The organism is Coprococcus sp. AM14-16 (assembly GCF_003434675.1).
Classification (GTDB): domain Bacteria; phylum Bacillota; class Clostridia; order Lachnospirales; family Lachnospiraceae; genus Coprococcus; species Coprococcus aceti.
Map to the genome: position 1 here is coordinate 849,440 of NZ_QTLL01000001.1, position 21,011 is coordinate 870,450.

Annotated in this window: 15 protein-coding genes; all 15 read right to left on the reverse strand. The window is 44.4% G+C overall.

Annotated features, from left to right (window positions below; translation table 11 throughout):
- Nucleotides 1–10: 10 nt before the first annotated feature.
- Nucleotides 11–1,270, reverse strand: coding sequence for an NAD(P)/FAD-dependent oxidoreductase (locus tag DW159_RS03860; RefSeq protein WP_117548996.1), 1,260 nt, complete (start codon nt 1,268–1,270; stop codon nt 11–13).
- Between the two features lie 98 nt (nt 1,271–1,368).
- On the reverse strand, nt 1,369–2,775 hold the full coding sequence (locus DW159_RS03865; RefSeq protein WP_055273021.1) for an oxaloacetate decarboxylase subunit alpha: 1,407 nt from the start codon (nt 2,773–2,775) through the stop codon (nt 1,369–1,371).
- A 41-nt stretch (nt 2,776–2,816) separates the two neighbouring features.
- Nucleotides 2,817–3,947: a sodium ion-translocating decarboxylase subunit beta gene (locus DW159_RS03870; RefSeq protein ID WP_055222592.1), complete on the reverse strand. Its 1,131-nt coding sequence runs from the start codon at nt 3,945–3,947 to the stop codon at nt 2,817–2,819.
- A 41-nt stretch (nt 3,948–3,988) separates the two neighbouring features.
- Nucleotides 3,989–4,357: a biotin/lipoyl-containing protein gene (locus DW159_RS03875; RefSeq protein WP_117548997.1), complete on the reverse strand. Its 369-nt coding sequence runs from the start codon at nt 4,355–4,357 to the stop codon at nt 3,989–3,991.
- A 19-nt stretch (nt 4,358–4,376) separates the two neighbouring features.
- Complete coding sequence (locus DW159_RS03880; RefSeq protein WP_117548998.1) at nt 4,377–5,354, reverse strand: OadG family protein; 978 nt, start codon at nt 5,352–5,354, stop codon at nt 4,377–4,379.
- A gap of 15 nt (nt 5,355–5,369) precedes the next feature.
- A complete protein-coding gene (locus DW159_RS03885; RefSeq protein ID WP_117548999.1) occupies nt 5,370–6,785 on the reverse strand; it encodes an acyl-CoA carboxylase subunit beta in 1,416 nt (471 codons plus the stop codon).
- Nucleotides 6,786–7,025: 240 nt separating this feature from the next.
- Nucleotides 7,026–7,550, reverse strand: coding sequence for a CDP-diacylglycerol--glycerol-3-phosphate 3-phosphatidyltransferase (gene pgsA, locus DW159_RS03890; protein ID WP_015534884.1), 525 nt, complete (start codon nt 7,548–7,550; stop codon nt 7,026–7,028).
- A complete protein-coding gene (gene rimO, locus DW159_RS03895; protein WP_117549000.1) occupies nt 7,547–8,860 on the reverse strand; it encodes a 30S ribosomal protein S12 methylthiotransferase RimO in 1,314 nt (437 codons plus the stop codon). The genes pgsA and rimO overlap by 4 nt, the downstream gene beginning before the upstream one ends.
- Nucleotides 8,861–8,888: 28 nt before the next feature.
- Nucleotides 8,889–9,731: a bifunctional methylenetetrahydrofolate dehydrogenase/methenyltetrahydrofolate cyclohydrolase FolD gene (gene folD, locus DW159_RS03900; RefSeq protein ID WP_117549001.1), complete on the reverse strand. Its 843-nt coding sequence runs from the start codon at nt 9,729–9,731 to the stop codon at nt 8,889–8,891.
- A gap of 12 nt (nt 9,732–9,743) precedes the next feature.
- Nucleotides 9,744–11,414: a formate--tetrahydrofolate ligase gene (locus DW159_RS03905; protein WP_117549002.1), complete on the reverse strand. Its 1,671-nt coding sequence runs from the start codon at nt 11,412–11,414 to the stop codon at nt 9,744–9,746.
- A 19-nt stretch (nt 11,415–11,433) separates the two neighbouring features.
- Nucleotides 11,434–14,331: an FtsK/SpoIIIE family DNA translocase gene (locus tag DW159_RS03910; protein ID WP_117549003.1), complete on the reverse strand. Its 2,898-nt coding sequence runs from the start codon at nt 14,329–14,331 to the stop codon at nt 11,434–11,436.
- A 21-nt stretch (nt 14,332–14,352) separates the two neighbouring features.
- Nucleotides 14,353–15,234 carry an undecaprenyl-diphosphate phosphatase gene (locus tag DW159_RS03915; protein ID WP_117549004.1) on the reverse strand — a complete coding sequence of 294 codons (882 nt, stop codon included), beginning with the start codon at nt 15,232–15,234 and terminating at the stop codon, nt 14,353–14,355.
- Between the two features lie 59 nt (nt 15,235–15,293).
- Nucleotides 15,294–15,950 carry a ClpP family protease gene (locus DW159_RS03920; RefSeq protein ID WP_022216527.1) on the reverse strand — a complete coding sequence of 219 codons (657 nt, stop codon included), beginning with the start codon at nt 15,948–15,950 and terminating at the stop codon, nt 15,294–15,296.
- A gap of 112 nt (nt 15,951–16,062) precedes the next feature.
- Nucleotides 16,063–18,465 carry a GH36-type glycosyl hydrolase domain-containing protein gene (locus DW159_RS03925; protein WP_117549006.1) on the reverse strand — a complete coding sequence of 801 codons (2,403 nt, stop codon included), beginning with the start codon at nt 18,463–18,465 and terminating at the stop codon, nt 16,063–16,065.
- A gap of 158 nt (nt 18,466–18,623) precedes the next feature.
- Nucleotides 18,624–20,720 carry a polyribonucleotide nucleotidyltransferase gene (locus DW159_RS03930; protein ID WP_117549007.1) on the reverse strand — a complete coding sequence of 699 codons (2,097 nt, stop codon included), beginning with the start codon at nt 20,718–20,720 and terminating at the stop codon, nt 18,624–18,626.
- Nucleotides 20,721–21,011: the final 291 nt, after the last annotated feature.

Here is a 21,011-nt window from a genome sequence, read left to right on the forward strand (position 1 = left end):
TCGTCCACGCCTATTGTAAACTCTCGGAAGCAGAAAGTCCAGCCAGATATCCAGTCGACCACGCCACCTGCAGGTTAAATCCACCTGTCAGCGCATCGATATCCAGCAGTTCTCCGGCAAAATACACGCCCCCCACAAGCCTAGACTCCATGGTGGAAGGATTTACCTCTTTTACGCTCACTCCGCCTCTTGTGATTATAGCCTCATCATATCCCCGAAGCCCCACAAATGTAAGTCTGAATTCCTTCAGCACATCTATAAGTCTCTGTCTTTCTTCCCTGGTCACTGAGTTGACCTTCTTATACGGATCGATACCGGATCTCTCCACAACCACATCTATCATCTTGATCGGAAGCAGATCTCCAAGAGAATTCTTGAAGTCTTTGTTTGCATATTTCTTGAAATCCTTGAGGAGTCTGGAATCAAGCATATCTCTGTCCATAGCCGGCTTCAGATCTATGTACATGTCTATATCTTTTCCAATATACCTGTGTATATATGCGGAGGCCTTGATCACCAGCGGCCCACTTATGCCAAAGTGGGTAAACAGCATCTCCCCCTGTTCGTCAAATATTTTCTTCTTTCCACTGCTTATGTGAAGTGCCACGTTTTTAAGCGACAGTCCCATCATCATGGAGCAGCATTTCTCTTCTATCTCAAACGGAACCAGTGATGGACTTAACGGCTTTATCGTATGACCCATATGTTCTGCCAGTCTGTATCCGTCTCCGGTAGATCCCGTGAGTGGATACGATCTTCCGCCGGTACAAATTATAACAGCATCACAGTATATCCTGTCATTGCCTGTCCCGCCGTTATCTCCTGATACGTCAACACTCTTTATCCTGCCATCCTCTATATTGATTCCTGTAACCTTCGTATTCAAATACAGACTTATATTTTTATTTCTGTTTATAAGAGTTTTGAATGCTCCTATAACGTCTGAAGAATGATCGCTTGTCGGGAACACTCTTCCTCCGCGTTCTATCTTGAGCGGACATCCGGCCTTCTCAAGATAGTCCATTATCATATTGTTGTCAAATGTATAAAAGGAGCTGTACATAAACTTGCTGTTCGTGACCACTGAATTAAAAAATCCGTCAGCGTCACATGCATTTGTCACATTACAACGTCCCTTACCTGTTATAAATAACTTTTTTCCGATCCTGTCATTCTTTTCAATGAGAATGACCTTATTCTTCTGTGCCGCTGTCAGTGCAGCCATTACCCCTGCAGCTCCTGCTCCTATAACCACTATTTTTCCTGTCATATTATCTCCATATATTAAACAAAAGGACAGAGACTCCGCTCGCGGAGCTCCGTCCCTTTTTATGATCATTTATATAGCTGACCTTATGAATTCAGTTATTAAACTGGATAAGCTGTGCTGTCCTTGTCAGCAAGTGTGACATCGACCTTCTTATCCTGAGCCTCTCTGTACTTGAAGAAGTCAGTTGCAACCTGTGGGAACAGTGCATATGTGAGTACATCCTCATCCTGCTTCTTGTACTGGATCATCTCCTTCTCAATCTTGTCGAGCTCGTTCTCAAGAAGATCTGCTGGACGGCATGTGATCTGCTCCTCATCGCCGATAACCTTCTTCTTAACCTCTGGATCAACAGGCTTTACTGACTGACCATACTCGCCACGTACAAGTGCCTTTGACTCCTTTGTACACATCTTGTATCTCTCGCCTGTTACAACGTTGAGAACTGCCTGTGTGCCAACGATCTGGCTTGAAGGAGTAACAAGTGGCGGCTCACCATAGTCCTTACGAACTCTTGGAACCTCCTCAAGAACGGCCTCAAACTTATCCTCAGCACCCATCTCCTTGAGCTGTGATACGAGGTTTGAAAGCATTCCACCAGGTACCTGGTAGAGAAGTGTCTTAACGTTAACGCCAAGAACCTTTGGATTTAAGAGACCGCTTGCGATCCACTCTTCTCTGAGTGGTCTGAAGTAGTCTGCTATCTCAGCCAGAAGCTTCTGATCCAGACCTGGATCAAACTCTGTTCCCTCAAATGTCTTGGCCATAACCTCTGTTGCAGGCTGTGATGTACCAAGCGCAAGAGGTGAGATTGCTGTATCGATGACATCACATCCAGCCTCTACAGCCTTGAGATATGTCATTGAAGCTACACCTGATGTGTAATGTGTATGAAGCTGAATTGGAAGGCTTGAACCATCCTTGAGTGCCTGTACAAGCTCTGTAGCCTTATTTGGAACAAGAAGTCCGGCCATATCCTTGATACAGATTGAATCTGCTCCCATATCCTCGATTCTCTTTGCCATATCCTTCCAGTAATCCAGAGTATATGCATCACCGAGTGTATATGAAAGAGCTACCTGGGCATGTCCACCCTCTTTGTTACAAGCCTTAACTGATGTCTGAAGGTTTCTAAGATCGTTCAGACAGTCAAATATTCTGATGATATCAATACCATTTGCGATTGACTTCTGTACGAAATACTCTACAACATCATCTGCATAATGACGGTATCCGAGGATATTCTGTCCTCTGAAGAGCATCTGCAGCTTTGTATTCTTGAATCCATCTCTGAGCTTTCTGAGTCTCTCCCATGGATCCTCCTTAAGGAATCTGAGTGATGCATCAAATGTTGCACCGCCCCAGCACTCTACTGAATGATAACCAACCTTATCCATCTTGTCGATGATAGGAAGCATCTGCTCGGTTGTCATACGAGTAGCTATAAGTGACTGATGCGCATCACGCAGTACAGTTTCCGTAATCTTTATCGGTTTCTTATCTGCCATTTTATCGTCCTCCTATATAATTTCATTGCCTAAATTCTTAATTAAATTCCAAATATTGCAAGGAATGTACCAGCTGCTACGGCTGTACCGATAACACCTGCAACATTTGGTCCCATAGCATTCATCAGAAGGAAGTTTGTAGGATCATACTGTGCTCCAACCTTCTGTGATACTCTGGCTGCCATTGGAACGGCTGATACACCAGCAGAACCGATAAGCGGATTAACCTTGCCCTTTGTCGCCCAGCACATGAGCTTACCGAAGAGAACTCCGGCTGCTGTACCAACTGCGAATGCGACAAGACCAAGGAATACTATCTTAAGTGTACTCATCTTAAGGAATGCCTCTGCACTTGTAGAAGCACCTACTGAAGTACCAAGTAAGATAACTACGATATACATAAGAGCGTTTGAAGCTGTCTCTGTGAGCTGCTTAACAACGCCGCACTCTCTGAAGAGATTACCAAGCATCAGCATACCTACAAGTGGTGCTGTTGTTGGAAGTATAAGAACTACCACAAGTGTAACGATGATAGGGAAGAGGATCTTCTCGATTTTGGTTACAGGTCTGAGCTGTGGCATTCTAACAAGTCTCTCCTTCTTTGTTGTGAGAGCCTTCATGATAGGTGGCTGTATAACAGGTACAAGTGACATATATGAATATGCCGCAACTGCTATAGGTCCGAGAAGTGTTCCACCCATGCCGAGCTTACCGGCAAGGTAGATAGATGTAGGACCATCTGCACCACCGATGATCGATATAGCCGCAGCCTCTTTGCCGTTGAATCCCATAAGGAATGCAAGGAAGTAAGCTGTATAGATACCGAACTGAGCTGCAGCGCCGAGCAGGAAACTCTTCGGGTTCGCGATAAGCGGACCAAAGTCTGTCATGGCACCTACGCCCATGAATATAAGTGAAGGTAAGATACTCCACTCGTCAAGCAGGTAAAAATAATGTAACAAGCCGCCCTCTGCCATAATATCTGGGAACATGTTTACAAGAAACATACCAAATGAGATAGGGACAAGAAGAAGTGGCTCAAAACCCTTTCCGATCGCAAGATACATGAAAGCAAACGCTATAAGGATCATAACGTAATTCTTCCAGTCAAGACTTGCAAAACCGGTCTGATTAGCTAAATTTGTCAAAACGTCAACTATTGTGCTGCCCATTTAGTTGTTTCCTCCTATAAGATTTATTCTAATTCAAGCAATTAGTTGAGTGTTGCAAGTGTGTCGCCTGACTCAACACTAGCGCCTACTGTAACATCTATGCTTGCGATAGTACCATCTTCCGGAGCAACAACTTCGTTTTCCATCTTCATAGCCTCAAGGATGAGGATTACCTGACCCTTCTTTACTGAATCGCCAACATTAGCCTTTACTGCAAGGATCTTACCAGGCATAGGTGATGAAACCTTAACGCTTCCTGCGCCGCCTGCTGCTGGTGCTGGTGCTGCAGGAGCTGCTGCTGGTGCAGGTGCTGCCACTGGAGCTGCTGCTACTGGAGCTGCGCCACCTGATAATTCTTCAACTGATACATCGTATGATGTGCCATTAACTGTGATTCTATAATTCTTCATAACAATTATCCTCCTATAATTATCTCTTATTCTTTTTTCTTGGTCTTACAACCAACTTATCGTTACTTGGATAGTTTACACGAACTCTTGTCTTTCCGCCCTGTGCCGCCATAACCGCTGCTGATATAACCGCAACAAGCTCTGAGTCGTTCATAACGCTCTCACCGGTCGCTGTGTTGACAATGTCTACTATTCCAGCTGGAGCAGGTGCGCTTCCTGCAGGAGTCTCATCCTCCTTGTCAACATTTAATGTTGCAACGCTTCCAAGAGCCTTCTTTGCCTTCTCAGCCTTTCTCTTCTCTCTTGTCTCCTTGTCCAAAAGAGCCGGAACATACTTGAGAAGTGAAATTATGAATGATATGAAGATAAGTGCTATAAACACGATACCCATACCTATGAGGGTATTTGCTCCCGCATCCTTCATCTTGTCCTTAAGTGTCTGATTAGCAGCAACTTCAAATTCGGAAATCTTGTATGGATAAACACCATTTGATGCAAGCATCTGATCAGCCTCTTCTTCTGAATACTGATTCTGAGCCATCACTGAATACTTCTGAAAATTGTAAGTTACCGAATTGTCTACAAATGTTGCCTTTACTATAGCTTCTTTTTCTGCACATTCTGCATATAATGTAACAACAACCTTGTCATCAACTTCTTGTATTGTTTTATCATCTTCATCTTCGAGATTGACCGGCTTAAACTGCTGGAATTTACCATAGTCAGACTCAATCGTTGAAAAAACCTTTAATGCATCAGCAGTCGTTTCATCTACCTGACCGCCATTTGCCTCTTCATCTACATAGAAATTATATACATCTTCAACCTGCGCAATCTGCATGTAATTCGTAGCCTGTGTTTCTGCTATCTGAACCAATGTGTTTCCGTCATAGTCAAATTCTACTTTCTTGTCTGAAGACGAACATCCGGCAAGTGCAAATGTAACAGCTAACATAGAAACTATCAATAATAACTTTTTCTTTATTATCTTTTCCATTAAGTTGTCACTCCTTTATATTGTTCCATGCTTCTTGAATGGTCTGTCCTCACTCTTTGAAAAAAGCATATCGAGTGCTGCTATAACTCTCTTTCTTGTTGCATCAGGCTCGATAATGTCATCCACATATCCTCTTCTTGCTGCTGAGAGAGCTCCTGAAAGCGCCTCTGTGTACTCTGCCTTCTTATCATTGATATAAGCAAGCTTGTCACCGGCTGCTGCTATCTCATCCTCATACATGATCTTTACAGCCATCTCAGGATCCATTGTTCCGATAACTGACTTAGGCCAAGCAAATACAACATCAGCTCCGATAGCCTTTGAACACATAACTGTATATGCTGTTCCATAAGCCTTATCGAGCATAACAGTTACCTTTGGCACTGTTGCGTTGGCATAAGCGTAAGTAAGCTTTGCAACAGCCTTTGAGATAGTCTTCTCTTCCTTTACAGTTGCTGCAAATCCCTTGATGTTTACAAGTGTGACAACTGGGATGTTGAATGAATCACAAAGCTTTACGAAATCCTCTGCCTTATATGCACCGGCTGTTGTCATGACATCCTTCTGGTTTCCGACAACACCGACTGTCTCACCGTTAAGTCTGATAAATGCAGTAACAACGTCATCTGCAAAATCCTTCTTGAGCTCGAATACAAACTCATCATCAGTGATATCTGCTATAACAGCCTTCACATCCCCTGCCTTTGTAGCAAGATCTGGAATGATTCTGTTCACATCATCCTCACATACTGCGCAGTCGCCATCATCCTCATTGTTTGATGGAAGAAGACCTACCATAGTTCTCACTGCACCGAGAAGCTCTGCCTCTGTGTCGTATACTGCGTCAACATTTGCTGTGTTCTCTGCAACATAATCTGCTGCTGCAGTGTCAAGCTTCTCTGCACGGTTCTCATCCAGTGCATTTGGACTGTTAACAAAGAGCTTAGATCCTTCCTTAGTCATGAATGTTACGTCTGTGAGATTAGGTATAAGTGCTGCACCGCCACCGCATGTACCAAATATAGCTGTGATCTGTGGTATTACACCTGATGCAAGAGTCTGCTTCATGAATACCTCTCCAAATGCATTAAGAGCATCTGTAGCCTCCTGAAGTCTGAGTCCGGCACAATCGATCAGCCCAATAACAGGTGCACCCATCTTCATTGCCATGTCGTAAAGGTTTGCGATCTTCTTGGCATGCATCTCGCCTATAGAACCGCCGAGCACCTTTGCATCCTGGCTGTAAACATAAACTAAATTGCCATCGATCACTCCATAACCGGTTATTACGCCGTCTTTTGGAGTATCCTTGTCCTGAATGTTGAAATCTGTATTTCTAGCAGTTACATATGCGCCGATTTCAACAAAACTTGAGTCATCAAGTAACATTGAAATTCTGTCACTTGCTGACAAGCTTGGTGTGTTGCTCATTTTTAGCCCTCCGTTTAATTTATTTTAGGACTATATATAGTCCAATTTTCGCCGAGTATAATTGTAAAGCCTTTGTCGTCATATTTCAAGTAAAATCGAAAAAACCACCAAAGGTTTATCGGCGTTGTAAGCGATTATTTTTCAAAATAAAACAGGGAATCTGTGTAAAATATACCCTCAAACAAAAGTATACCCCAAATTCCCCGTTGAATTATAAAATCTATTTTATTTTTTACTGTTTTAGTCCTTGAGAACTTCTCTGTTGTGATACAGATAATCTCCAAGAGATATAAGTGTCAGTGCAAGTGCAAGGTAGATGAGCACCTGATCAAAGATGTAGAACACCTTGAGATCAGCTATCAGAAATCCTACCATGATCATCTGAACCGTTGTCTTGATCTTTCCCCACCATCCGGCAGCAATAACAATTCCCTTTTCTGCCGCAATAAGTCTGAATCCGCTTATTATGAAATCACGCGCTATGATCACTATAACGATCCATGCCGGGATCCTGTTCAGATCCGACAGTGCTATGAGTGCCGAACATACCAGCAGCTTATCTGCCAGAGGATCCATGAATTTTCCAAAATTGGTTACCAGATTGTATTTTCTTGCAATCTTTCCGTCAAGCATATCCGTAAGTGATGCGGCTATGAATATTCCAAGTGCCACCCACTTCGACCATCCCGGTGACATATATAAAAACACGAGAAAGAATGGAATCATTATAGCTCTTAGTATTGTCAATTTGTTTGGTAAATTCATTCTACTATCACTCCTGTCAAGTCATATTCATTTGCCTCGGTTATCTTCACATCCACAAATGAACCGGATATCAATTCATATGGTGCGCTGACGAACACTATTCCGTCAACCCCCGGAGCATCTCTGTAGGTTCTTCCCACATATACATCATCGTCGACCAGATATCCCTCAATGAGAACCTTCTGGGTGCTTCCGATCATCTGCTGGTTCTTCTCATAGGAAATCTCCTGCTGAAGCTCCATGATCTCATCGCGCCACTTTACAGCCAGCTCTCCATCCACCTGATCCTCGTACTCCGCAGCCGGAGTGCCCTCCTCAGGCGAATAAGTGAATACTCCAAGCCTGTCAAACTCGCACTCGTCAACAAAGTCGACCAGACCATCGTGCAGTTCCTGTGTCTCACCTGGGAAACCAGATATGAGCGTGGTTCTGATGGCTATATCCGGCATGGCTGTCCTCAGTCTGCCGACAAGCTCCACAATGTCCTCTCTGCTGGTTCGTCTGCCCATTCTCTTAAGTATCGCATTCTCAGAATGCTGGATAGGTATATCGACATAATGGCAGATCTTCGGATTCGTGGCCATAACCTCTATTAGTTCATCTGTTATCTCCTCCGGATAACAGTACAGAAGTCTTATCCACTCTATGCCTTCTATCTCACTGAGTTTTGTGAGAAGCTCTGGAAGCTTCTTCTCACCATACAGATCAACTCCGTACAGCGTAGTCTCCTGTGCCACAAGGACAAGCTCCTTTATACCATCAGACGCAAGCTTTTCAGCGAATGCGATCAGGCTGTCCATCGGCACGCTTCTGTATCTGCCTCGTATGTGAGGTATTATACAATAAGTGCACAGTTTATTACAACCTTCTGCGATCTTAAAATACGCCATCGACGCATTTGTCGTTACTATTCTCTCGGCAATCGGCCTTGGAGTATAATTTATATCATCTACGATCGACTCCTCGTCGGTTTCTATTGCCTCAACTATCTTATCGTAATTGGTCGCACCAATAATGACATCGATCTCCGGAAGCTCCTTCATTATCTCGTCCTTGTATCTCTGGGACAGACATCCCGCAACGATAAGTTTTTTTAGTTTTCCGGTTTTCTTCAGTTCTCCCATCTCGATGATGGTGTTGATGCTTTCCTCTTTCGCATCGCTGATGAACGCACAGGTATTTACAACTACTACATCTGCCTCTGTCTCATCATTTGTAAGCTGGTGGCCGGCTTTGTTCAGCAAACCGAGCATGACCTCGCTGTCCACCAGATTTTTATCACAGCCTAGTGATATGAGTAATACTTTCATCTGTTCTCCAATAATTTTGCACTTGTTCTTAGTTTATATTTATTGATTCCACGCAGTTTGACATGAGCATGGCTATGGTCATAGGGCCGACTCCGCCAGGTACAGGAGTTATCGCTCCGGCAACCTCCTTGGCTGATTCAAAATCCACATCACCGCAGAGCTTATTATTCTCATTCCTGTGGATTCCCACATCTATAACTGTTGCGCCTTCCTTGATGTAAGATGCATCGATCATTTCTGGCTTTCCTATTGCCACCACGAGTATATCAGCACGTCTGCACACTTCCTTGAGATTCTTTGTTCTGGAATGGCACACGGTTACGGTTCCGTTCTCGCGGAGCAGCAGCATGCTCATAGGCTTGCCTACTATATTGCTTCTGCCGAGTACCACGCACTCCTTACCCTCTATCTCTATTCCTGATCTCTTGATGAGCTGGATAACTCCGGCTGGTGTACATGACACAAAGCCCGGCTGTCCTATGCTGAGCGCACCAACACTCATCGGATGGAAGCCGTCCACATCCTTCTTTGGAGATATGGTCTTTATGACCTTATCCTCATCTATATGCTTTGGAAGCGGGAGCTGTACAAGTATTCCGTTCACCTTATCGTCAGAATTGAGCTTCTCTATAAGTGCAAGAAGCTCCTCCTCAGTTGTCTCCTCTGGGAGCTCGTATGACAGTGAACCTATTCCTATATACTCACATGCCTTCTTCTTGTTGCCAACATATACTGATGAAGCAGGATCATTGCCGACCTGAATAACAGCAAGGCATATCTCTACACCCTCTGCCTTAAGCCCTGCAACCTTCTCCTTGAGCTCATCCTTTATCTGTTTTGATATAACCTTACCATCTATAAGCTTATACATTTATTTGTCCTCCTAGAATAATCCGACGATCTTGCCGTCATCATCAACATAAATCCTTTCTGCCGCAGGGGATTTTGGAAGTCCAGGCATGGTCATGATCGTTCCGGTAATCGCTACCACAAATCCTGCTCCTGCACTGACATAAACCTCACGGATATTTATATCGAATCCTGTAGGTCTTCCAAGCTTCTTTGGATCATCTGACAGAGAATACTGGTTCTTTGCCATACATACAGGGAAGTTACCAAATCCCATCTCCTCGATCTTGGCGATAGCCTTGCTGGCCTCTGCGCTGTATGTAACACCATCCGCGCCATATATCTCTGTAGCGATACAATTTATCTTATCCTTTATTGAAAGGCTGTCATCGTAGAGCACCTTGAAGTTGCTCTTCTTGTTCTCCAGCGTGTTGAGCACCGCATTTGCAAGGTCTATACCGCCCTTGCCGCCCTGTTCCCATACATTTGCAAGAGCAAAATCACAGTCTCTGTCCTCGCAGAACTTCTTGACAAAGTCAAGCTCTGCCTGACTGTCTGTGACAAATCTATTCAGAGTTACAACAACAGGAACACCATACTTCTGAAGATTCTCAATATGCTTCTCAAGATTTACTATACCAGCCTTAAGCGCGTCAAGATTCTCCTCTCCGAGATCTGCCTTTGCAACTCCGCCATTGTACTTGAGGGCTCTTACTGTAGCAACCAGAACCACCGCATCCGGCTTAAGGTTGTTCATACGGCACTTGATATCGAAGAACTTCTCAGCTCCGAGATCTGCGCCAAATCCTGCCTCTGTTATTACATAATCTGCAAGCTTTAATGCTGTCTTTGTAGCCATTACACTGTTACATCCATGTGCTATATTTGCAAATGGTCCGCCGTGTACGATTGCCGGTGTATGCTCAAGTGTCTGGATAAGGTTTGGCTTGATGGCATCCCTTAAGAGCGCTGCCATAGCTCCTACAGCCTTGAGATCAGCCGCTGTCACAGGCTCATTGTCCATGTTGTATGCAACGATTATTCTGCCAAGTCTCTCCTGAAGATCCTTCATGTCACTTGCAAGACAGAGAATAGCCATGATCTCCGATGCAACTGTGATGACAAATCCGTCCTCTCTAGGCACTCCGTCGACACGCTTTCCAAGTCCGACAACTGTGTGTCTGAGAACTCTGTCGTTCATATCCATACATCTCTTGAACACTATTCTGTTCACATCTATTCTCAGTGCATTTCCCTGCTGGATATGGTTATCCATCATGGCTGCAAGGAGATTGTTTGCAGATGTTATAGCATGAAAATCTCCTGTAAAGTGGAGGTTGAGATCCTCCATAGGTACTACCTGTGCATATCCGCCGCCGGCTGCACCACCCTTAATTCCAAAACATGGTCCAAGTGATGGCTCACGAAGTGCGATAACCGCCTTCTTTCCAAGCTGTCCCATAGCCTCACCAAGTCCTACAGTGATTGTCGTCTTTCCCTCTCCTGCAGGTGTTGGATTGATGGCTGTAACGAGGATAAGCTTTCCGTTCTCGTTGCCCTCAACCTTCTTTATAAGCTCATCTGAGAGCTTTGCCTTATACTTTCCATAGAGATCAAGGTCATCCTCTGATATTCCGAGCTTTGCAGCAACCTCCCTTATGTGCTTCATCTCAGCCTTCTGTGCAATTTCAATGTCTGTCATCATAGCTCTTATCCTCCGCTTTTTATAAATTAGTGTCTATATATTCATCAAACTGTTCCTGAGTCATCAGGATCTTTCTGGCCTTTGTGCCCTCCTCCGGGCCAACTACTCCCGCAGCCATCAACTGATCCATGATCCTTGCGGCTCTGTTAAAGCCTATCTTGAACGTTCTCTGAAGCATACCTATAGAAGCTTTTTCTTTCTCTATAATGAATCTTCCCGCTTCCACGAAATATTCATCCTTATCACTGGCTGAAGCCCCACCTATCGCTGTGGCGCCTGATCCACCATTTCCGGATATTGATTTGGATATCTCATCATCATATGTTCCCACGCCATTGTTCTTCTTGAGGAAATCAACAACCGCTGTAACCTCATCATCCGACACAAATGCGCCCTGTACTCTGACCGGCTTAGGATAGCCTGTCGGATAGAACAGCATATCTCCCTTTCCAAGAAGTTTCTCTGCTCCTACCATATCAAGTATGGTTCTGGAATCAACTCCCGACGAAACTGCAAATGCTATTCTCGATGGAACATTTGCTTTTATGAGACCTGTTATGACATCAACCGACGGTCTCTGTGTTGCTATGACAAGATGTATACCCGCTGCTCTGGCAAGCTGTGAAAGTCTCACTATAGCATCCTCGACTTCGCCGTGGGCAACCATCATAAGATCTGCAAGCTCATCCACTATGACCACTATCTGTGGCATCTTGGTCAGCTTTTCTCCATCAGCTCCCGCTATAACGGCATTTTCAACCTTGTCATTATATCCCTGTATATTACGTACACTGTGCTCAGCAAAAAGCTGGTATCTTCTTGTCATCTCCATGACAGCCCAGTTGAGTGCCCCTGCCGCCTTCTTTGGATCTGTTACGACCGGTATCAGGAGGTGTGGTATGCCATTGTAGCATGCAAGCTCAACCATCTTAGGATCTATCATTATGAGCTTTACCTCCTCCGGTGTGGCTTTGTACAGTATACTCATTATAAGTGTATTGATACACACTGATTTACCCGAACCTGTGGCTCCGGCGATCAGAAGATGCGGCATCTTGGCAATATCCGTTGCGATGACCTGTCCACTTATATCCTTACCAACCGCAAATGCCACTTTGGACTTGAGGTTCTTGAAATTATCTGATTCTATAAGCTCCCGGAACGCCACAATTGAGTTCTCCTTGTTAGGGACCTCTATTCCTATGGCTGCCTTGCCAGGTATCGGTGCCTCTATACGTATATCCGCAGCCGCAAGGTTGAGCTTTATGTCGTCCGCAAGGTTCAGTATCTTGCTGACCTTGACACCCTGCTCCGGCTGCATCTCAAATCTCGTTACAGCAGGACCGCAGCTATAGTTTGTTATGGTTACATTAACACCAAATGTCTCGAGGGTATTCTTAAGCTTGATGGCTGTCTCCCTGACATGGGCATCCCTGTTGGAATTGTTCGCCTTTTTAGGCTGGGACAGCAGATCTGCCGTTGGGAATTTATACTTTCTTCCCTCCTGATACTGCTTTGAGCTCTCAGTCTGTACCGCCGGCTTCTTTTTGCTTTGAGCCGCGGTATCCGTCTTCTCCTCCTCCGCAAATGCAGAGTCGTAGAGCGGATTGTAATCTGACACACTCTCTGGATGCATATTGCCATTTACCGCTCCCGCAAGGACATCCTCCGCATCATCAGTAAATGAAAGTATCTCTGCATCCTCCATATCAGTGTCCACAGCAGCCAGCTTTGGTTCTTCAGGAGTTACGACCACCGGCTTTCTTCTCTTCACAGGTGCAGGCTTCCGCACCGGTTTATGCACAGGATCCTCTCTGTCTATCTGAACTGGATTGACGATCTCCTCTCTGTCGGTCATGACGATCTTCTCTATATCATTGTTAAATTCATCATAGGACATATCCACAGCGCCATCGCCAGGAGTGAGCTCGTGGACATCCTCCATGGCAAAGAAATCCCTGGCAGGCTCCCTCTCTACACCCTTCTGTGTCTTAGTCTTCCTTGGCTTGACCTGCGTTGCAGCAGTCCTGTCGGAAGCTCTGTCATCCTTGGTCTTATCGCTGCTGTACACATTGAGATTTGCCATCGATGGTCTCACTCTGCGAACCGGAGTATCATTTACATCATGTGAGTAATAACCATCGTCATATCTGTCACTTTGATACTCCTCATCTTCATACTGTTCGTCATCATCACTTTCTCTGCGCTCACGGATAGATGCTATGAAAAGTTTGATCTCGTCTATAACTGATATCTCCGTTATGAGAATGAACATGATAACCGCAGCTATAAATATTACTATGCACGCACCCGGAACTCCAAGCAGTGTCCTTATCGCAAAGAATATTCCTCCGCATATAACTCCTCCGCCTGATCTGTCCTTATACCCATCCATGTACAGAACCTTGACCGACTCAAAGGTCGATGAATATATAGCCTGAAATACCATGGACAACAGGATGAGCACAACGCCAAAATATACAACCTTTTTGACGATCTTTCTCCTGAAATCATTTGATATAAGATAGGCAGCCGACACAAACAGATATACCGGGAATATGTACTCGCTGAAACCGATTATTCCAAAGAAAAATCCCGATACGGTATCTCCCACTATTCCGCAGATCCTGAAGTTTGCAAGCAGCAGAAATACCGAAAATGCAAAGAGAACTATGAGTATGATCTCACTTCTCATCTGCTTCTGCCTTGCCAGTTCCTCTTCCTGGGCTTTGCGTTCTATGGCAGCCTTTGATCTGGCAGATGTTTTTTTCGATGCAGTATTCTTCTTCGCAGATGTCCTGTTATTTGATCCGCCTTTTGAAGAGTTCTTTGCCACAGTCTTTTTAGACGCAGCGTTTTTGGACGTGCCATTCCTTGATGTATTGTTCTTGTATGACTTTTTATTACCAGCAGCCATTTTCTACCTCTATTCTAAATCTTAAGCAACAAAATACCATATTACAGACACGATTCCCGCGATCATACAATATATGGAAAATCCCTTAAAATTCTTTTTCTTGACCGTATAAAGCATAAATTTTATACATATGTATCCGACAATGCCGGCAACGATCATACCAACTATGTAATTAACGACATCCGCCCCTGAGATTGATGCCTTAAACAGATCAGGTATCTCCAGTATGACAGCGCCAAGAACAGCCGGTATGGACATTATAAACGAATACTTTACTGTAAATTTTCTTGTGTAGCCGCACGCCATACCTGCAGTTATCGTACTTCCGGATCTGGATATTCCGGGAAGCGTGGCAACAGCCTGTGCCAGTCCAACAAATATGGCATTTCTGTATGTAGCCTTTGCCACACTTTTCTTACCAGCCGGCAGTCTGTCCGCAAAATACAGGATAACAGATGTTATACACAGACAGATACCCGGTATCAAAAGTGTATCTCCCGCATGTCCTATAGCTTTGTCAAATGGGACTGCGATCACCGTCGTCGTAAGAGTTGACACGAGTATGAGCATAACAAACTTTCTGTATGCCGTACACACAATCTTCCTATACGGATATATCTGTCCCTCCTTCGAGGTCTTGTTCTTTATGAAATTTACCAGATTGACACAGCAGTCTCCAACTATCTTGAGTCCCTCTATAACAAGCTTCTTTATATCTGCCCAGTAGACTATAAATATGGCAACCAGCGTGCCAAAATGGAGCAGTATGTCAAATAATATACCCGTATCGGTCTTCACTCCAAAAATATTCTTGAAAATAGCCAGATGTCCCGAACTGCTGACTGGAAGAAATTCTGTAGCTCCCTGTATTATTCCCATCAAAATTGCCTGTAATAAGCTCATGACCAACCTCCCTTGATCGATGTTTATACAATATCCTATGGAATTTTACTATCATTTTCTTAATTAATCAAGTCATACAGCGTTTTTAAAGCCGCCGACATACCACCGATTCTGTCTATAACCCTTTTTTCGACAGCCTGTTTTCCTATCAGAACCGAGCCCACATCCTTGGTCAGCTCTGTCGTGTTAAACATAAGTTTCTCCAGTTCTTTCCTGTCTATAGATGAGTGATCCACTGTGAACTGTATGATCCTCTCCTGCATCTTCTCTATATATTCAAAGTTCTGCTTAACTCCAAGCACCGCCGTATTTGTCCTTATTGGATGAACTATCATCGTTGCGGTCGGCACTATAAAAGACACATTTCCCGACACCGCCAGAGGAACTCCTATGGAATGTCCGCCGCCAAGCACGATATTGACGACCGGCTTTGACAGGCTGGACAACATCTCAGATATGGCAAGTCCGGACTCAACATCGCCTCCGACCGTATTTATCAGAGTCAGGACTCCCTTTACATCTCCGCAGTTTTCTGCCTGGGCTATCACCGGAAGCAGCTTCTCGTAGCTTGTACTCTTCATACCGGCAGGAAGCTTGTCATGCCCCTCAATCTCTCCATATATTCCACATAACAGGATATAACCTCCACCTGGAACATCCATAACATGTATGTTGTCAGTGAGTTTTAACCTCTCAGCGATCGATACCGATTCCACTTCGCCTGCACCACCTTCCAACCCCGATCCACTCATTCCGCATCAGGGCAAAAATTAAGAAGGGCTGAGCCCTTCTTAACTTAATATGGTATAAATAATGTATTTATATTCATTACATTACAAGCACGATATCGTTTGTATCAGCAAGCTTGTCAGCAGGGATATAATTGGTCTCAAGTTTCTCACCATTTAATGTGAGGCTCTGGAAACCGCTCTCATGTCCATCAGGATTCTGAACCTTGATTGAGAGCTTCTTACCCCTGAACATCTTCTCGATCTCGAACTCCTTCCAGTCTGATGGGACTGAAGGCGCGATCTTGATTCCGCCAAAGTCTGGTCTCATACCCATGATACCCTCAACGCAGCCAACCATACATGTGGATGCTGTACCTGTGAGCCAATGTACATGAGCGCGACCCTCAAATGGACTTCCAACAGACTCTGTGAACTGTCCATGGCAGTATGGCTCAAGCTTTCTGATCTCTGCCTTATCATTCATGGATGCAGGAGAGCTCTCGTTGAAATACTCAAACGCTCTGTTTCCATGTCCCATGAGCGCCTCGGCAAGTATTATCCAGCCCTGTGGCTGTGAGAATATACCCGCATTCTCCTTTGTTCCTGCATTGAACAGAAGCATGAGCGCTCCGTCAAATGCATGCTCTCTGTATGGTGGGAACATAAGTCTCACACCGTACTCTGTGTTAAGCTCCCTGTGAACAGACTCAAGGGCGATCTCAGACTGCTTTCTTGTGGCAAATCCGCTTATAACTGCCCATGACTGAGGATTCAGCCACATGCTTGCCTCAGGATCATTCTTTGAACCGATGACCTGTCCGCCTTCCTTGTATCCACGGATGAATCTGTCATCCTCCCAGCACTTCTCCTGAATGGTCTCACCCATCTTGTACTGAATGCTGTTGATGTAATCTATGTACTCTGCATCATCCTTCATCTCAGCAAAATACTTGATAACTGTCATCGCATAGTAGAGCTGCATTGCAACAAATGTTGACTCGCCTCTCTTTCCAAGTCTCAGACAGTCATTCCAGTCTGCCCAGAGTCCTGCCGGCATACCATTATCTCCAAGTCTGTTCATGGAGAAATCTATCGCTCTCTTAAGATGCTCATAAACTGTACCCTCATCCTTGTTGGCAAATGGAATAACCTCGTCTATGAAGTCAAGGTTGCCTGACTCAGCAATATACTTATATACAGTTGGGAACAGCCAAAGTGCGTCGTCTGCACGGTATGCAGGATGTCCTGTCTCCTGTACATATGATGGATCATCCGGTGTATCCTCATGACCTGCGTTATGTGTGAACTTTACAAGTGGGAGTCCACCGCCGTTGTCAACCTGTGCTGACAGCATGAATCTGATCTTCTCAAGAGCCATCTCAGGTGCAAGGTGGATAACGCCCTGGATATCCTGAACTGTATCTCTGTATCCATATCCGTTTCTCAGACCACAGTATGAGAACGATGCAGCTCTTGACCATATGAATGTCATGAAACACTGGTATGCATTCCATGTATTTACCATGTTGTTGAATGAATCACTAGGTGTGTGCACCTGGAAGTTGTTGAGCTTTGAATGCCAATACTCGATCAGCTCGTCAAGCTCCTTCTGACATGCTGCGGCAGGATCTGCGTATCCGGCTATGACAGCATTTGCAGCGTCATTGTCCTTCATTCCGACTATGAATGCAAAATCCTTTGACTCGCCCGGAGCAAGTGTGAACTTTGTCTGGAGTCCACCGCAGGCATTGCTGTTGTAGTTGAGCTTGTTGCCAAGATCTCCATTTATAACTCCGATCGGATTGCCGTAGCCGTGATATCTTCCAAGGAACTCCTCCTTGTCACCACAGTATGATGCAACATCACTTCCGGCAAGTGCAAAGAATCTTCTGTTTGCCTTACTTCCATTGATCTCAGCCTTCTCAACATTCTCATTGATGACCTGAAGGATCTTGTTGTTATCCATGAAATATGTTCTGGTTATGAACAGTGTATACTGGAGATTTACCTGATCCTGCTCATAATTGCAGTCATTGGTAAACTCACAGTATCCGATAGCTGAAAGGTTACGAGGCTTATCAGAGTTGTTGGTAACTCTCACCTTCCACACTTCATGTGTCTTGTTAAGTGGAACATAATACAGCACCTCTGACTTGATATCAGAATAATCTGCATACATCTTTGTATATGCCGTTCCATGGTGACATTCACTCTTATACACATCAAGACTCTTGCCTACCGGCTGCCATGATGCTGACCAGTAATCCTTTGTGTCATCATCTCTAAGATATACATATCTTCCAGGCTGATCAAAGCTGTTAAATATGTATCTCAGTATTCTTCCGTTTGCTCCTGACTTCTCAAAGCTGTAGCCTCCTGCGTTGTTGGAGATTATAGCTCCGTATTCCGGTGAACCAAGGTAGTTTGCCCAAGGTGCCGGGGTGTCTGGTCTGTCAATTACATACTCTTTGTTCTGTTCGTCAAAATAACCGTATCTCATATGTTCCCCCTTAAATCTGCATTTATTTTTTAGTTTGTTTATGTATGCCTTTATTTACTACAATGCCCCGGAACCGGCCATATGACAGACCGGCTTCGAGACATCAGATTTACCCTTATAAAAAATATCCTTATTATAGTTTAGCTCAGAACTGTTATTTACTGTGCATCCTTGAGACTCAGGCTTATTCTTCCTGCTCTCTCGTCGATCTTGATGACCTTAACGTCAACCTCATCACCTACATTTACAACATCCTCAACCTTTGCAACTCTCTTGTCTGAAAGCTTTGAGATGTGGATGAGTCCATCCTTGTTAGGTGCAAGCGATACGATAGCTCCACAGTCGATAACTTTTACAACCTTACCATGGTAGTTCTTGCCAACTTCAAGAGGCTCTACGATCATGTTGATCATCTCGACAGCCTTGTCCATACCTGCCTGCTCTACGCCACAGATAGAGATTCTTCCCTCATCATCGATATCGATCTTAACACCTGTCTCCTCGATGATAGTGTTGATAGTCTTACCTCTCTGTCCGATAACCTCACCGATCTTCTCTGGATCAATCTTGATCTGCTTGATCTTTGGCGCGAAATCATTGACCGTTGGTCTTGGAGCTGCGATGGCCGGCTTCATACATGTCTCCATGATGAAGAGTCTTGCCTCACGTGTTCTTGCGATAGCCTCCTCAACGATAGGTCTTGTAAGTCCGTGAATCTTGATATCCATCTGGATAGCTGTGATACCCTCTGTTGTACCTGTTACCTTGAAGTCCATATCTCCGAAGAAGTCCTCAAGTCCCTGGATATCTGTGAGTACGATGTAATCGTCGTCTGTATCACCTGTTACAAGTCCGCATGAGATTCCGGCAACCATAGCCTTGATAGGAACACCGGCAGCCATGAGTGACATACATGATGAACATGTTGATGCCATTGATGTTGAACCATTTGACTCAAATGTCTCTGATACGGTTCTGATCGCATATGGGAACTCTTCCTCACTTGGAAGTACAGGAAGAAGTGCTCTCTCAGCAAGTGCACCGTGTCCAATCTCTCTACGTCCAGGTCCTCTTGAAACCTTTGTCTCTCCTACTGAGTATGAAGGGAAGTTGTAGTGGTGCATATATCTCTTGGATGTAACGTTCTCGTCAAGTCCGTCAACTCTCTGGATCTCAGAAAGTGGAGCAAGTGTACATACGTTACAGATCTGTGTCTGTCCTCTTGTAAACATAGCTGAGCCGTGGACTCTAGGAATGATGTCAACCTCAGCAGCAAGTGGTCTGATCTGGTTGATAGCTCGTCCATCAGGTCTCTTGTGATCCTTGAGGATCATCTTTCTTACTGTCTTCTTCTGATACTGGTATATAGCGTCTGGAAGGACTGCAAGCCACTCCTCGTTGTCTGCAAATGCCTCCTCAAGCTTCTCTGTGATCTGTCTGATGTTCTCCTCACGAACCTGCTTCTCGTCTGAGAATACAGCCTCCTCCATAGCCTCTGGAGGAACGATCTCCTTAATCGCTGCAAAGAGCTCCTCTGGAACTGCACAGCTTACATATGAATGCTTTGGCTTTCCAACCTCAGCTACTATCTCATTGATAAATGCGATGATGTCCTGGTTGATATCATGAGCCATGTAGATAGCTTCGATCATCTTAGCCTCAGGTACAATATTTGCACCGGCCTCGATCATGATAACCTTCTGTGATGTAGATGCAACTGTGAGCTTCAGATCACCCTCATCCCACTGCTTCTGTGTTGGGTTGATGATGAACTCTCCGTCGATGAGACCTACCTGTGTCATGGCACATGGTCCGTCAAATGGAACGTCTGATATACATGTTGCGATAGATGATCCGAGCATTGCAACCAGCTCCGGTCTGCACTCTGGATCTACTGACATAACAAGGTTGTTGAGTGTTACGTCATTTCTATAATCCTTAGGGAAAAGAGGTCTCATAGGTCTGTCGATTACTCGTGATGTGAGGACAGCGTTCTCTGATGCCTTACCCTCTCTCTTATTGAATCCTCCAGGTATCTTTCCTACTGAATATAACTTCTCCTCATACTCTACTGAAAGTGGGAAGAAATCGATTCCGTCTCTTGGCTTCTCTGAAGCTGTACATGTTGAAAGCACTGTTGTGTCACCGTACTTGATAAATGCAGCACCATTTGCCTGTGCAGCTACTCTGTTGATATCAACAGTGAGCATTCTGCCAGCGATCTCTTTCTGGTATCTCTTGAATTCCTTACTCATCTCAAAATCTCCTTGATTTAATATTTATTTGTATTGTGGAAGACGTCGAAACAACTATAAAAAACACCATGTCTTATAACCTTTTTGCCATCTTTCAGCGATGATCCATGATATTCTTTATAGAAGTCTCGATATGTCATTCCACAATCTTTTAAATTTTATCATACGAATATAAAAAATACAATATCCAAACACCTCTGTTTACACTATTTGATACCATAAAAATGTGTCCGGGCAAATAAAAAGGAATCATGCGTGTACACATGATTCCCATAATTGTTATTGTATTAA